The 11,946-nt window shown below is 59.9% G+C and carries 15 protein-coding genes; 13 read left to right on the plus strand and 2 right to left on the minus strand.

Features of this window, described 5'->3' with window-relative positions:
• Positions 1 to 74: 74 nt before the first annotated feature.
• The 13 genes from H4P12_RS02255 (at position 75) to cysE (ending at position 10,487) form a co-directional block, all read left to right on the plus strand.
• Entirely contained in the window at positions 75 to 689 is a 615-nt protein-coding gene (locus H4P12_RS02255) for a head-tail connector protein (protein WP_187791968.1), read from the plus strand.
• Entirely contained in the window at positions 689 to 1,027 is a 339-nt protein-coding gene (locus H4P12_RS02260; RefSeq protein WP_187791969.1) for a head-tail adaptor protein, read from the plus strand. Before H4P12_RS02255 ends, H4P12_RS02260 begins: the two co-directional genes overlap by 1 nt.
• Positions 1,024 to 1,443 carry a DUF3168 domain-containing protein gene (locus H4P12_RS02265; RefSeq protein ID WP_187791970.1) on the plus strand — a complete coding sequence of 140 codons (420 nt, stop codon included), beginning with the start codon at positions 1,024 to 1,026 and terminating at the stop codon, positions 1,441 to 1,443. Before H4P12_RS02260 ends, H4P12_RS02265 begins: the two co-directional genes overlap by 4 nt.
• A gap of 13 nt (positions 1,444 to 1,456) precedes the next feature.
• Positions 1,457 to 1,870: a phage major tail protein, TP901-1 family gene (locus H4P12_RS02270; RefSeq protein ID WP_187791971.1), complete on the plus strand. Its 414-nt coding sequence runs from the start codon at positions 1,457 to 1,459 to the stop codon at positions 1,868 to 1,870.
• Entirely contained in the window at positions 1,870 to 2,184 is a 315-nt protein-coding gene (locus H4P12_RS02275; protein WP_187791972.1) for a gene transfer agent family protein, read from the plus strand. The genes H4P12_RS02270 and H4P12_RS02275 overlap by 1 nt, the downstream gene beginning before the upstream one ends.
• A complete protein-coding gene (locus H4P12_RS02280) occupies positions 2,181 to 2,402 on the plus strand; it encodes a rcc01693 family protein (RefSeq protein ID WP_187791973.1) in 222 nt (73 codons plus the stop codon). Before H4P12_RS02275 ends, H4P12_RS02280 begins: the two co-directional genes overlap by 4 nt.
• Before the next feature lie 15 nt (positions 2,403 to 2,417).
• The gene (locus H4P12_RS02285) at positions 2,418 to 3,074 is read left to right on the plus strand and encodes a phage tail tape measure protein (RefSeq protein WP_187791974.1); all 657 of its coding nucleotides are present in this window, start codon (positions 2,418 to 2,420) and stop codon (positions 3,072 to 3,074) included.
• 12 nt (positions 3,075 to 3,086) lie between these two features.
• The gene (locus H4P12_RS02290; protein WP_187791975.1) at positions 3,087 to 3,719 is read left to right on the plus strand and encodes a DUF2460 domain-containing protein; all 633 of its coding nucleotides are present in this window, start codon (positions 3,087 to 3,089) and stop codon (positions 3,717 to 3,719) included.
• Positions 3,716 to 4,549, plus strand: a complete 834-nt coding sequence (locus H4P12_RS02295) for a DUF2163 domain-containing protein (protein WP_187791976.1) — start codon at positions 3,716 to 3,718, stop codon at positions 4,547 to 4,549. Before H4P12_RS02290 ends, H4P12_RS02295 begins: the two co-directional genes overlap by 4 nt.
• The gene (locus H4P12_RS02300) at positions 4,542 to 4,970 is read left to right on the plus strand and encodes a C40 family peptidase (RefSeq protein ID WP_187791977.1); all 429 of its coding nucleotides are present in this window, start codon (positions 4,542 to 4,544) and stop codon (positions 4,968 to 4,970) included. The genes H4P12_RS02295 and H4P12_RS02300 overlap by 8 nt, the downstream gene beginning before the upstream one ends.
• 23 nt (positions 4,971 to 4,993) lie before the next feature.
• A complete protein-coding gene (locus H4P12_RS02305) occupies positions 4,994 to 8,878 on the plus strand; it encodes a baseplate multidomain protein megatron (RefSeq protein ID WP_187791978.1) in 3,885 nt (1,294 codons plus the stop codon).
• Entirely contained in the window at positions 8,868 to 9,575 is a 708-nt protein-coding gene (locus H4P12_RS02310; RefSeq protein WP_187791979.1) for a DUF2793 domain-containing protein, read from the plus strand. The genes H4P12_RS02305 and H4P12_RS02310 overlap by 11 nt, the downstream gene beginning before the upstream one ends.
• 120 nt (positions 9,576 to 9,695) lie before the next feature.
• Positions 9,696 to 10,487, plus strand: a complete 792-nt coding sequence (gene cysE, locus H4P12_RS02315) for a serine O-acetyltransferase (RefSeq protein ID WP_425498201.1) — start codon at positions 9,696 to 9,698, stop codon at positions 10,485 to 10,487.
• Here the strand turns inward: cysE and H4P12_RS02320 are convergent.
• A complete protein-coding gene (locus tag H4P12_RS02320; protein ID WP_187791981.1) occupies positions 10,484 to 11,542 on the minus strand; it encodes a quinone-dependent dihydroorotate dehydrogenase in 1,059 nt (352 codons plus the stop codon). The two genes, cysE and H4P12_RS02320, sit on opposite strands and share 4 nt — an antisense overlap.
• Positions 11,539 to 11,874, minus strand: coding sequence for a DUF952 domain-containing protein (locus tag H4P12_RS02325; RefSeq protein ID WP_187791982.1), 336 nt, complete (start codon positions 11,872 to 11,874; stop codon positions 11,539 to 11,541). The genes H4P12_RS02320 and H4P12_RS02325 overlap by 4 nt, the downstream gene beginning before the upstream one ends.
• Positions 11,875 to 11,946 lie beyond the last annotated feature (72 nt).

Genomic DNA, 11,946 nt, shown 5'->3' on the forward strand with positions numbered 1-11,946 from the left:
GCAGGCAAAGGGCGGCCCCGGTCGGGGTCTGCCTGGATGTGATCATGTGCACGGCAGGACGGGAGGTCCGCAATATGATGCTGATAGAGGAAACGGCGCCCGCAGCAGGGGCGCTGCCGGTCGCGCTATTGCGAGAGCATTTGCAACTTGGATCGGGGTTTCAGATTGGCGAGGACAGTGCGGAAACGATGGCGCTGTCGGGTTTTCTGCGTGCCGCGATTGCTGCGATCGAGGCTCGCACCGGCAAAGTGCTGTTGACGCGCAGATTTCGGATGCAATTGGACGACTGGCGCGACCGGCTGGGCCAGACATTGCCGCTGGCGCCGGTTCAGGTGGTGAATGATATTCGCATCGATGATGGGCGCGGGACGGTCACGACACTGTCGCCTGAAGGCTGGCGGCTTTTGCCGGACGGCCAGCGGCCGATGCTTCTGCCGACCGGGATCATCTTGCCGCATGTGCCGCGCAGGGGGATGGTGACGATAACCTTTACCGCAGGGTTTGGCGAAAGCTGGGATCAGGTGCCAGCAGATTTGGCGCAGGCGGTTTTGATGCTGGCCGCGCGCTATTACGAGGATCGCAGCTTAGAGGGCAGCAGGTCTGCGATGCCCTTTGGCGTCAGCGCCCTGATCGAGCGTTGGCGGCAGGTGCGCACATTGGCCGGGCGCGGCAATCGAGAGGCGCGCTGATGGCGGTTCCACGATTGAATGTCTCGTTGACGCTTGAGGCGGCGCAGCGTGAAGGCGATGGCGTTGGCGGTTATCGCGTGGTCTGGCGTCCGCTTGGCGCGCTTTGGGCCGGGATGAAGGCAGGCCAGGGGCGCGAGAATTTTGGCGAGGTGGGCGCAGAAAGCATCGTGTCCTGGCAAATCACCGTGCGTGCGGCACCGGCTGGCAATCCGCGACGCCCGGCTGCTGGGCAACGGTTTCGGCTAGGTGAACGTCTGTTCCGAATTGAGGCGGTTGCCGAGTGTGATCCGCATGGCCGCTGGCTGATCTGCCGCGCAAGAGAAGAGGAGATGGCATGAGCTATGCTGCAGGTCTTGCACTGCAAGGGGCTGTTTATCAGCAATTGCGGGCAGATGCGGCGCTGTCCGGGCTGGTTGGCGACGCGATTTTTGATGCCATGCCGGTGGATGCGCCCAGTGGTGTCTATGTCTCGCTTGGTCCGGAAGAGGTTCGGGATGCGGGTGACATGACCGCTGCGGGTGCGCAGCACGATTTTGTCGTCTCGGTCCTGTCGGGAACGGATGAAAGCGTTGGTTTTGCTGCGGTCAAGGCAGCGGCTGTTGCCGTTGCCGATGCGCTGGAACGGCGCGATCTGACCCTGTTGCGAGGACATCTTTGCGGAATGTGGTTCCTGCGCGCCAAGGCGCGTCGGGTGGAAAATGGGGCGGCGCGGCGGATTGATCTGACATTCCGCGCACGCGTCGATCTGGGCTAAGGAGTAAAAGGCAATGGCTGCACAAAATGGGCGTGATCTGCTGATCAAGATGGATATGACCGGGGATGGTGCATTTGAAACCATCGCCGGACTTCGCGCGACACGGCTTTCTTTCAATGCCGAGACTGTGGATGTCACCAATCTGGAAAGTGAGGGCGGCTGGCGCGAGCTGTTGGGCGGCGCGGGCGTGCGCAGTGCCTCGATCTCGGGTTCGGGGGTGTTTCGTGACGCCGATACCGACAGTCGTGCAAGGCAGATTTTCTTTGATGCCGAGGTGCCGCGCTTTCAGGTGATCATCCCTGATTTTGGCACGGTTGAGGGATCGTTTCTGGTGACAGCGCTGGAATATGCCGGCAGCTATAACGGCGAGGCGACCTATGAAATGACCATGGCCTCGGCCGGGGCGCTGACATTCGTGGCATTGTGATGATCAACCCGATGCGTGGCGAGGTCGAGATTGTGCTGGATGGCACCGCCCATGTCGCGCGGTTGACGTTGGGCGCGCTGGCCGAATTGGAGCATGATCTGGGCGCTGACAGCCTGATTGGACTTGCCGAACGGTTCGAGGCAGGTGGCTTTCGCAGCCGCGATGTTCTGGCCGTCTTGGTTGCCGGACTTCGCGGCGGCGGCTGGCGTGGCCGGATCGGCGATCTGCTGAGTGTCGAGATCGGGGGCGGTCCGGTCGCCGCCGGGCGGTTGGCCGCCGAATTGCTGGCCCGTGCTTTTCGGATCGACGCATGAACAGGGCAGACGGGCTGGATTGGCCCGGTCTGATGCGTGCTGGCATCCGCGGACTTCGCCTGACGCCAGAGCAGTTCTGGGGGCTGACGCCAGCCGAACTGGCGCTGATGCTGGGGATCGAGGCGGGAGGGGCCGGTGCGATGACACGCCGTCGGCTGGCCGATCTGGCCGCCCGCTTTCCCGACCGAGCCGCGCAGGACAACGACGAGATTATCTGAACAGGGGCTATCATTATGGCGAACAAGGACGGGTTCGGCGGAACGCTGGACCAGTTGGATGAAGGATTCGGCCAAACCAGCCGGATGACTGCGGAATTCGAGGCCGAGCTGGCTCGGCTGCGCCAGTCGATGACCAATACCGCACGCGAGGTCGGTACGCTGAATCGGGGTATTGAATCCGGGCTTCGGCGCGCCTTCGATGATTTGATCTTCGATGGCGCAAAACTGTCGGACGCGCTGAAGGGAATCGGGCGATCCATCGCGGACACCGTTTATTCGATTGCCATGAAGCCGGTCGAAAATGCCCTGGCGGGCACGATTGGAAACGGGCTGGCGGGAATGTTGTCGGGCGCTTTGCCCTTTGCCAACGGAGGTGCCTTTGTGCAGGGGCGCGTGATGCCCTTTGCAAAGGGCGGCGTTGTCAGCCAGCCCACGCATTTCCCGATGCGAGGTGCGACCGGCCTGATGGGGGAAGCAGGACCAGAAGCGATCATGCCATTGCGGCGCGGTGCGGATGGTCGGCTGGGCGTCGCCTCGGCCGGGGGCGGCGGTCGCGCAGTCAATGTGACGGTGAATGTCACGACCCCGGATGTCGCGGGGTTTCAGCGCAGTCAATCACAGATCGCGGCGCAGTTGGGTCGCGTTCTGGCGCGTGGCGACAGAAATAGCTGAGTGGAGGCGAAGATGGCATTTCATGAGGTTCGATTTCCGACAAATCTGTCATTCGGCGCAATTGGTGGCCCGGAACGACGCACCGAGATCGTGGCGCTGGCCAGTGGCTATGAGGAACGGAACACACCCTGGGCGCATGCGCGGCGTCGCTATGACGCGGGCATGGGACTGCGTTCGTTGAATGATCTATCGGCGCTGATTTCGTTCTTCGAGGCTCGGGCAGGACAGTTGCACGGGTTTCGTTGGAAGGATTGGTCGGACCACAAAAGCTGTGTTCCATCCCAGTCCCCTGCGTTTCACGATCAGGAAATTGCCAGGGGCGACGGGCAAATGACCCAGTTTCAGATCGTGAAGAATTATGTGTCCGGTGCGTTCAGCTATGCCCGACCAATTGCGAAGATCGTCAAGGACTCGGTGCGTGCGGGCATTGGTGGCGTAGAGGTTTTCCTTGGCACCGATTTCGAGGTGAACAACCGGACGGGCATCATCACCTTTACCAGGCCGGTTCCTGTCGGAGCAGAAATCACCGTTGGTTTCGAGTTTGACGTTCCCGTCCGGTTTGACACGGACAGGATCGCGGTGTCCGTCGCTTCGTTTCAGGCGGGAGAAGTGCCTCAGATACCTGTGATTGAGGTGCGCCTATGACCACCACGACAATCGCCCGTGCCTGGATGATCCGGCGCAAGGACGGGCTGACTTTGGGATTCACCGATCATGACGTCGCACTCAGTTTCGACGGTGTTCGTTTCCGCCCGGATCATGGAATGGCGGCGCGTGCCTTGGTTCAGGGATCGGGTCTGTCGGTCGATAATTCAGAGGCTGCCGGGGCGCTGTCAGACGACGCGATCAGCGAGCGCGATATTCTGGCGGGCCGATGGGACGCGGCAGAGCTGAAGATGTGGGAGGTGGATTGGTCGGATGTAGGCCGACGTCGCCTGACATTTGCCGGGTCGATGGGCGAAGTGTCACGATCAAACGGAGAGTTCAAGGCAGAGCTGCGCGGCCTTGCCGAGCCATTGAATAATGCGCGTGGGCGGGTGTTTCATCCGCGCTGTTCGGCAAGGCTTGGCGATGCCGGGTGCAAAATGGTTCTTTCAGGCACGGCGTTTCAAACCGAGTTAGAGATAGAGGGGTTGGACGACGGGCGCATTTTCCGTTTTTCTGAGTTTCCGGCATTCAATGCGCGATGGTTCGAGCGTGGCGTTTTGCGTATTCTTGACGGCGAGGCAGCCGGGCTTCACGGAGCGATCAAGAATGATATCAGCCTGCCGGGCGGTGGGCGTGAAATCGAATTGTGGCAATCGCTTGGGCTGACCGCACAGACGGGCGATCGGGTGCGGCTGACCGCAGGCTGCGACAAGCGTGCCGCGACCTGCAGCCAGAAATTTTCCAACTTGCTGAACTTTCGGGGATTCCCTCATTTGCCAAGTGAAGATTGGTTGCTGGCCCCGCAAGTAGGTTCAAGAAATGACTGATCGTGTTGTCGAACTGGCACAGGATTGGATTGGCACGCCGTATCAGCATCAGACGAGCACTAAGGGCGTCGCCTCGGACTGTCTGGGATTGATCCGTGGCATCTGGCAAGAGCTGTATGGTGCCGAGCCGGAACCAGCGCCAGCCTATTCCGCCGATTGGGGCGAGGTTGGGCGGACCGAGGTTCTGATGCAGGCAGCATTGCGGCATTTGTTGCCCGTCAACCGCGAAACCGATCTGTGCGAGGGGCAGGTGCTGCTGTTCCGGATGCGACAGGATGCGATTGCCAAGCACCTAGGGATACTGTCGCAATCGGGCGAACAGCCACGGTTCATCCACGCCTATAACGGACATGGCGTGATCGACAGTCCGCTGACGATCCCCTGGCAGAACCGGATTGCTGCCCGGTTCTGCTTTCCCTGACATGTTGAAATAAGGAGGCTGCGATGGCCACAATCGTTCTGTCCGCAGTAGGGGCTTCCGTCGGCGGCGGCTTCGGCGGTGCGTTTCTGGGTCTGTCGGGCGCCGTCATCGGGCGCGCAGTCGGCGCGACAATCGGTCGTGCGATTGACCAGCGGTTGTTGGGCGGCGGATCAAAGGCCGTCGAGACAGGGCGGATCGACCGACTTCGTCTGCAGACCGCTGGTGAAGGGGCAGCCATTCCACGCATCTGGGGTCAGATGCGCGTTCCCGGGCATGTGATCTGGGCATCGCCGCTGGAGGAAATCGCACGATCCGAGGATGCCGGCGGTGGCAAAGGATCGCCCAAAACACGCGTCACCCAAATCAGCTATCGTCTGTCGGTCGCGCTGGCGCTGTGCGAGGGACACATTCTGGGTGTCGGACGGGTTTGGGCGGATGGCGAGGAGATTGCGGCATCTGATTTGAACATGCGGGTCTATTCCGGCGATGAACAGCAAATGCCCGATCCCGCCATAGCCGCGCATGAAGAAGGGAATGCGCCTGCATATCGCGGGCTGGCCTATGTCGTGCTTGAGGATCTGAACCTGGAACCATGGGGCAACCGGATGCCTCAGCTGACATTCGAGGTGACGTCGCCGGCGCAAGATGGCTCGGGCCTTTGTCGTGAAGTTCAGGCAGTGGCACTGATTCCGGGAACGGGGGAATATTCGCTTGCGACGACGCAGGTGACGCAGGATCTGGGCCTTGGAGAGGTTCGTTCGATCAACGTCAATACGCCCATAGGAGGCACGGATTTCACAGCCTCGATGGCGACGCTGGACCGCGAATTGCCAAATGTGGGATCGGTATCGCTGGTGGTGTCATGGTTCGGAGACGATCTGCGGATTAACCACTGCTCGCTGAAGCCGAAGGTCGAGAATCGTGATGGCGATGGCGACGAAATGCCTTGGCGCGCAGGTGGCATAGACCGTGCCGGTGCGGATCGGGTGGCGCAAAAGGATGATCGTCCAGTCTATGGTGGCACGCCATCGGATCAATCGGTGATCGAGGCTGTGCGGGCCATTGCGGCATCGGGCAAGAAAGCGGTGTTCTATCCCTTCATCCTGATGGAACAGTTGCCAGCGAATGATCTGCCCAACCCCTATGGCGGTATTGGCCAGCCGGTCATGCCTTGGCGTGGACGGATTACGACATCTGTCGCGCCAGGCCTGACGGGAACGCCTGATCAGACAGCCGCCGCCGCCGATGAGGTGCTTGCCTTTTTTGGGCGCGCGCAGATTGGCAACTTTACGACAGAGGGCGACACCGTCAGTTATCAGGGTCCGGAGGAATGGTCTTATCGTCGTTTCATTCTGCATTACGCGCATCTGTGCAAGGCGGCAGGGGGTGTCGATGCGTTTCTGATCGGGTCCGAGATGATCGGCATGACCCAGATCCGTGGGCTGAATAACAGCTATCCTGCGGTTGCCGAGCTGATCCGTCTGGCCCGTGACGTTCGCGCGATTTTAGGACCGGATGTGAAAATCAGCTATGCCGCCGACTGGTCGGAATATTTTGGCCATCATCCCGGTGACGGGAAGCTGTTTTTCCATCTGGATCCATTATGGGCCCATCACGATATCAATTTCATTGGTATCGACAATTATATGCCCTTGTCGGATTGGCGCGAGGGAGAGGATCATCAGGACGCGCATTGGGGATGGATCGGGAATCCCGAGTATCTTCAATCCAATGTTTGCGGCGGCGAAGGCTTTGATTGGTATTACGCCGGCAGCGCCGATCGTGACGCCCAGCGACGCAGCCCGATCACGGATGGTGCCTATGACGAAGCTTGGGTCTGGCGTTACAAAGACCTGAAAAGCTGGTGGGAAAATCTGCATTACAATCGTCCGAATGGCGTGCGGTCGTCACAGGCGACTGATTGGGTGCCGGGGTCAAAGCCATTCTGGTTCACAGAATATGGCTGCGCCGCGCTTGATAAGGCGACGAACCAGCCGAACAAGTTTTTGGACGCGATGAGTTCGGAAAGCACCTTGCCGTGGTATTCCAATGCACAGCGCGATGATGCGATCCAGTCAGCCTATGTGCACGCTGTTACGTCCTATTGGGCAAATCCGGGGCACAATCCAGCGATGGATGGGGGCGGTCGCATGGTTGACATGTCGCGTGCCCATATTTGGTGTTGGGACGCGCGACCGTTTCCTGCGTTTCCGGGGCGCAGTGATCTGTGGTCCGACGGGCCGGCATGGGAGCGGGGACATTGGCTGAACGGTCGCGCGGGTGCTGTGCGACTGTCGGCCGTCGTCAGTGATATTTGCCGCGAAGCTGGTGTGGTGGCCTTTGATACCGCACGCCTTTCTGGCGTCGTGCGTGGCTATCATATCCGTGGCGGCGATACTGCGCGTGCAGCCCTGCAACCGCTGATGCTGGCCTATGGTTTTGACGCGGCCGAGCGTGACGGGGTTCTGCAGTTCATCCCTCGTGCCGGACGGGTCAAAGCTGAACTCGGATCAGAGCATCTGGCGATTGCGGAAGAGGTTTCAGATTTTGCAACAGCCCGCGCGGCCGAGCCCGAGATGACGGGTCATCTGCGCCTGACGCATGTCGAGGCCGGTGGTGATTATGCCGCTGCTACCGCCGAAACCAGTTTGCCCGACGCAGGTCAAGAAACGGTTACGGACAGTGAATTCGCAATGGCGCTGACACGCGCCGAAGGACGCGCGATTGCCGAACGCTGGTTGGCCGAAGCTGCAGTATCGCGTGATACGGCACGCTTTGCCCTGCCGCCCTCGTTGCACGATTTGGGGCCGGGGGACGTGATCCGAATGCGGCACGGTTCTGCCCAGCCGAAACGATGGCGGATCGACCGGGTGGAGCGGGCAGGTGTGATGACTGTTGATGCGATACGGGTTGAGCCAGGTGTCTACAGCCCCGTGTTGACCACCCCGCAGGAAAGGTCAGCGCGACGCTATCTGCCGCCCGCGCCTGTCATGCCGGTTTTCATGGACTTGCCGTTGCTGCGGGGGGATGAGCGACCTCATGCGCCCTATCTGGCCGTTACGGCGAAGCCATGGCCGGGATCTGTGGCGGCCTATTCGTCGCTTGACGCGGAAGGCGGATATGACCTGAACCTGCTGCTGACACGGCGATCTTTCATCGGAAAAACTGAATCGGTCTTGTCTCGGGCCGATCCAAACATTGTAGACAGGGGGAATGCGCTTCGTATCCGTCTGAAGGGCGGCTCTCTGCAATCGGTCACGTGGAGGGCTTTGTTGGCGGGGGCCAATGCTTTGGCCATTGGTGACGGTTCGTTGGAGAACTGGGAGATCATCCAGTTTTCCAAAGCCGAACCGGTCGATAAAAATATCTGGCAGATCAGCGATTTGCTACGTGGTCAGGCGGGAACGGATGGCATCATGCCCGACGTCTGGCCAGCCGGATCATACGTCGTTTTGCTGGATGGCGGTCCCCAACAGGTCAAGCTTACACCCGCCGCACGCGGGCAAGAGCGTTTTTGGCGAATTGGCGCGGCAAGCCGGTCCATGGACGACAGCAGCTATCGGTCGCGAACCACCGAGGCACGCGGGATAGGCCTGCGGCCCTATGCGCCATGCCATCTTCGGGCCAGCGGCAATCTGATCACGTGGGTTCGGCGCACACGTATCGATGGTGATGGCTGGGACGGGGCAGATGTCCCGCTGGGCGAAAGCCGGGAAGGCTATCGCCTGCGCATCATTAAAAATGGCGTGGTCTTGCATCAGGTCGATATCGACCACCCTCGATACAGCGTTCCGGCGGAGATTTGGGCCAGCGCCATCAATGCAGGGCCTTGCACGGTCGCCGTCGCACAACTTTCGGACCAGTTCGGTCCGGGTCCATTCGTCAGGAGAGAATTCAATGGCAAGTGAAACCACACGTCTGGGACTGTCGCTGCTGCAGGCGGCACAGGCGCAGAAGCATATAACGGTGAACGAGGCGTTGATGCGTCTGGATGGCGTCGTCAACCTGGTGCTGCAAAGCGTATCAAATACTGCGCCGCCCGCGACCGTCACGGACGGGCAATGCTGGGGCGTGCCGGCCGGCGCTGCTGGTGCGTGGAGCGGAAAGACCGGCACCATTGCGGTCGGTTCTAACGGCGGTTGGATATTCGTCCCCGCGATGTTGGGGATGCGGGGCTTTATCGTCGACCGCGGTGTCGAAGCAGTTCACGATGGCGCAGTCTGGGTTGAGGGGGTGCTCAGCCTTGGTCGCTTGGGATCAGCACTGACCACCGGCATGGTCGAGGCCGATGTTAATGTCACTGCCGGTGGGAACATGGATACCGGCGTGACGATCCCGGCAAATGCCATGGTTATCGGCGCCACCGCCAAGGTTCTGAACAACTTGACTGGCACGCTGAGCAGTTGGGCCTTGGGCACGACCGGGGCCATCGATCGCTTTGGTAAAGGGTTGGGGAAATCCGCCGGATCATATGCGCGCGGTATGCTTGGTTCGCCAATGACATATTATGCGTCTGCCAACCTGATTATGACCGGCGTTGGCGGGAACTTTTCGGGTGGAAAGGTGCGACTGGCGGTACATTGGCTGGAACTGCGTGTTCCGTAAATTTCTCTTTACCTCTGGCCTGCGCTTTCCCCGGACCTACATATCAGTTAAGACAAAGGTTCACGCAAGCGCGGGTTAGCCAATATGAACATGCAAATCGGCGACGAAAAAATACTGACAATGGATCGTGACGCGATCTGGGCTCAGTTGTGTGATGAAGCGAAAGAAGCCGTTCAGGATGAGCCCTTGCTGGGTTCGCTGATCCATGCCGGGCTTTTGCATCATCACAATTTTGAAGCGGCGTTAGCCTATCGCTTCTCGCTGAAACTGGCGAGTGGTGAGATGAGCGAGCAGATTTTGCGTGAGATCGCAGATCAGGCCTATCGCACCACGCCCGAACTGGGCGATGCCGCGCGTGCCGATCTGATGGCGGTTTATCAGCGCGACCCGGCGACGCATCGTCTGTTACAGCCGGTGCTGTTTTTCAAAGGATTTCAGGCCTTGCAGGCCTACCGGATGGCGCATTGGCTGTGGCAGCAGGGGCGGCGGGATATGGCATATTTCGTGCAGATGCGCTGTTCGGAATGCTTTGGCGTCGATATCCACCCGGCGGCGACGATTGGCATTGGTGTTATGATCGACCATGCACATTCCATCGTGATCGGTGAGACCGCTCAGGTCGGCAATCATGTGTCCATGCTGCATTCCGTAACGCTGGGCGGCACGGGCAAAGCCGACGGAGACCGGCATCCCAAGATCGAAGAAGGCGTACTGATCGGGGCGGGCGCGAAGGTTTTGGGCAATATTCGCGTTGGCCATCATTCACGGATCGCGTCAGGCTCGGTCGTCTTGCATGATGTTCCGCCATGCAAGACCGTGGCTGGTGTTCCGGCGCGTATCGTGGGAGATGCGGGTTGTTCCGATCCATCGCTGAGCATGAACCAACTTCTGGAAACGGACGACGAAGTTTAAAGCCAGTCGCCGTTTTTGCTGCCGGTCAATTCCTGTAAGCTAAGCTTCTGGTTTTGCAGCCGCGCATCCAGATCGGTTGCGATCTTTGCTGCTAGCGAAAACCCCTGATAGATCAGCGCCGAATATAGCTGAACGGCGCTGGCTCCGGCTTGTAGCTTTGTCCATGCGTCGTCAGCCGATGATATGCCGCCGACACCGATCAAGGGAATTTCGCCATTTGTTTCCCGATACAGACGCGCAAGAATTTGGGTCGAGCGTTTGAACAGTGGTGCGCCGGACAGACCGCCCGTCTGACTGGCCTGGCCGTCCGCAATGCCGTCGCGCGACAGTGTCGTATTGGTTGCGATGATCGCGTCGACTTTCGCCTCCCTCGCCACTGCGGCGATATCCGCGATGTCCGCGATTTCCAGATCGGGCGCAATCTTGACGAAAACCGGTCGCGCTTGAGGGAGGCGGCCGCGTGCGTCCATGACGCCGTCCAGCAACGCAGCAAGGGCGTTTGCGCCTTGCAGGTCGCGAAGTTTTTCCGTGTTTGGGGATGAGACGTTGACCGTCAGGAAATCGGCAAATGCACCCGCTATCCTGACAACCTCGGCGAAATCGGCAGCGCGATCAGCACTGTCTTTATTCGCACCGATGTTCAGACCGACCGGGATTCCCGGTGGGCGCTTTGCCAGGCGGGCTGCTATGGCGGCGGCCCCTTCGTTATTGAAGCCAAAGCGGTTGATGATTGCGCGATCAGCGCTGAGCCGAAACAGACGTGGTTTGGGGTTGCCAGGCTGAGGTCTGGGGGTTGCCGCGCCAAGCTCGATAAATCCAAAACCAGCGTGCATCAGCGGTGCAACGGCGCGCGCGTTCTTGTCGTATCCCGCCGCGAGGCCAACCGGATTGGGCAAGTCGAGACCTGCGATATTCGTCCGCAACCTGTCCGATGTCATCGGATAGCCGGGAAGCGGCACCACCCCACAGGACAGTGCCTTGATCGACAAATCATGTGCGTGTTCCGGGTCCAGACAATGCAGGGCACGCAAGCCAATTTTTTCCAGCAGGCTCATTCCAGGGGTCCGGTTTCGTGCCCATTGGGGCCGCGTGTCAAAAGGCGTGTCCAGCTGATGTCCGACATGCGCAATGGACGATAAAGATGGGGGAACAGCGCCCCGCCACGGGATGTCTCCCAACGAATGTCATCCTTCATGCGATCCAGTTCGCATGCCAGAAGATGCAAATCATGGTCGTCTGCGAAATGCTTGTGCAGGGTGCCTGCCAATTGCTCGGCGGTTGATAAATGCACATAGCCATCGATCAGGTCGATCGGTGCGCCATCGGTTTGACCGTCGCGCTGCATTTGCGCCCATTCATCGGGGCGGAATATCTTGAAAGCCATCATGGCAGCATTTGCCTTGTCCGCTTCCGTTTGGTCAAGAGGCTACTGTTCTGTTTGACGCATGCGATGCATCAG

The organism is Paracoccus amoyensis (assembly GCF_014490725.1).
Lineage (GTDB): Bacteria > Pseudomonadota > Alphaproteobacteria > Rhodobacterales > Rhodobacteraceae > Paracoccus > Paracoccus amoyensis.

Excerpts from the sequence above, each read along its gene's own strand:
- H4P12_RS02270 (WP_187791971.1), top strand. The coding sequence starts at position 1,457 with ATGGCTGCACAAAATGGGCGTGATCTGCTGATCAAGATGGATATGACC.
- H4P12_RS02325 (WP_187791982.1), bottom strand. The coding sequence starts at position 11,874 with ATGATGGCTTTCAAGATATTCCGCCCCGATGAATGGGCGCAAATGCAG.
- H4P12_RS02310 (WP_187791979.1), top strand. The coding sequence starts at position 8,868 with ATGGCAAGTGAAACCACACGTCTGGGACTGTCGCTGCTGCAGGCGGCA.
- H4P12_RS02280 (WP_187791973.1), top strand. The coding sequence starts at position 2,181 with ATGAACAGGGCAGACGGGCTGGATTGGCCCGGTCTGATGCGTGCTGGC.
- H4P12_RS02260 (WP_187791969.1), top strand. The coding sequence starts at position 689 with ATGGCGGTTCCACGATTGAATGTCTCGTTGACGCTTGAGGCGGCGCAG.
- H4P12_RS02295 (WP_187791976.1), top strand. The coding sequence starts at position 3,716 with ATGACCACCACGACAATCGCCCGTGCCTGGATGATCCGGCGCAAGGAC.
- cysE (WP_425498201.1), top strand. The coding sequence starts at position 9,696 with ATGGATCGTGACGCGATCTGGGCTCAGTTGTGTGATGAAGCGAAAGAA.
- H4P12_RS02265 (WP_187791970.1), top strand. The coding sequence starts at position 1,024 with ATGAGCTATGCTGCAGGTCTTGCACTGCAAGGGGCTGTTTATCAGCAA.
- H4P12_RS02275 (WP_187791972.1), top strand. The coding sequence starts at position 1,870 with ATGATCAACCCGATGCGTGGCGAGGTCGAGATTGTGCTGGATGGCACC.
- H4P12_RS02300 (WP_187791977.1), top strand. The coding sequence starts at position 4,542 with ATGACTGATCGTGTTGTCGAACTGGCACAGGATTGGATTGGCACGCCG.
- H4P12_RS02255 (WP_187791968.1), top strand. The coding sequence starts at position 75 with ATGATGCTGATAGAGGAAACGGCGCCCGCAGCAGGGGCGCTGCCGGTC.
- H4P12_RS02290 (WP_187791975.1), top strand. The coding sequence starts at position 3,087 with ATGGCATTTCATGAGGTTCGATTTCCGACAAATCTGTCATTCGGCGCA.
- H4P12_RS02285 (WP_187791974.1), top strand. The coding sequence starts at position 2,418 with ATGGCGAACAAGGACGGGTTCGGCGGAACGCTGGACCAGTTGGATGAA.
- H4P12_RS02305 (WP_187791978.1), top strand. The coding sequence starts at position 4,994 with ATGGCCACAATCGTTCTGTCCGCAGTAGGGGCTTCCGTCGGCGGCGGC.
- H4P12_RS02320 (WP_187791981.1), bottom strand. The coding sequence starts at position 11,542 with ATGAGCCTGCTGGAAAAAATTGGCTTGCGTGCCCTGCATTGTCTGGAC.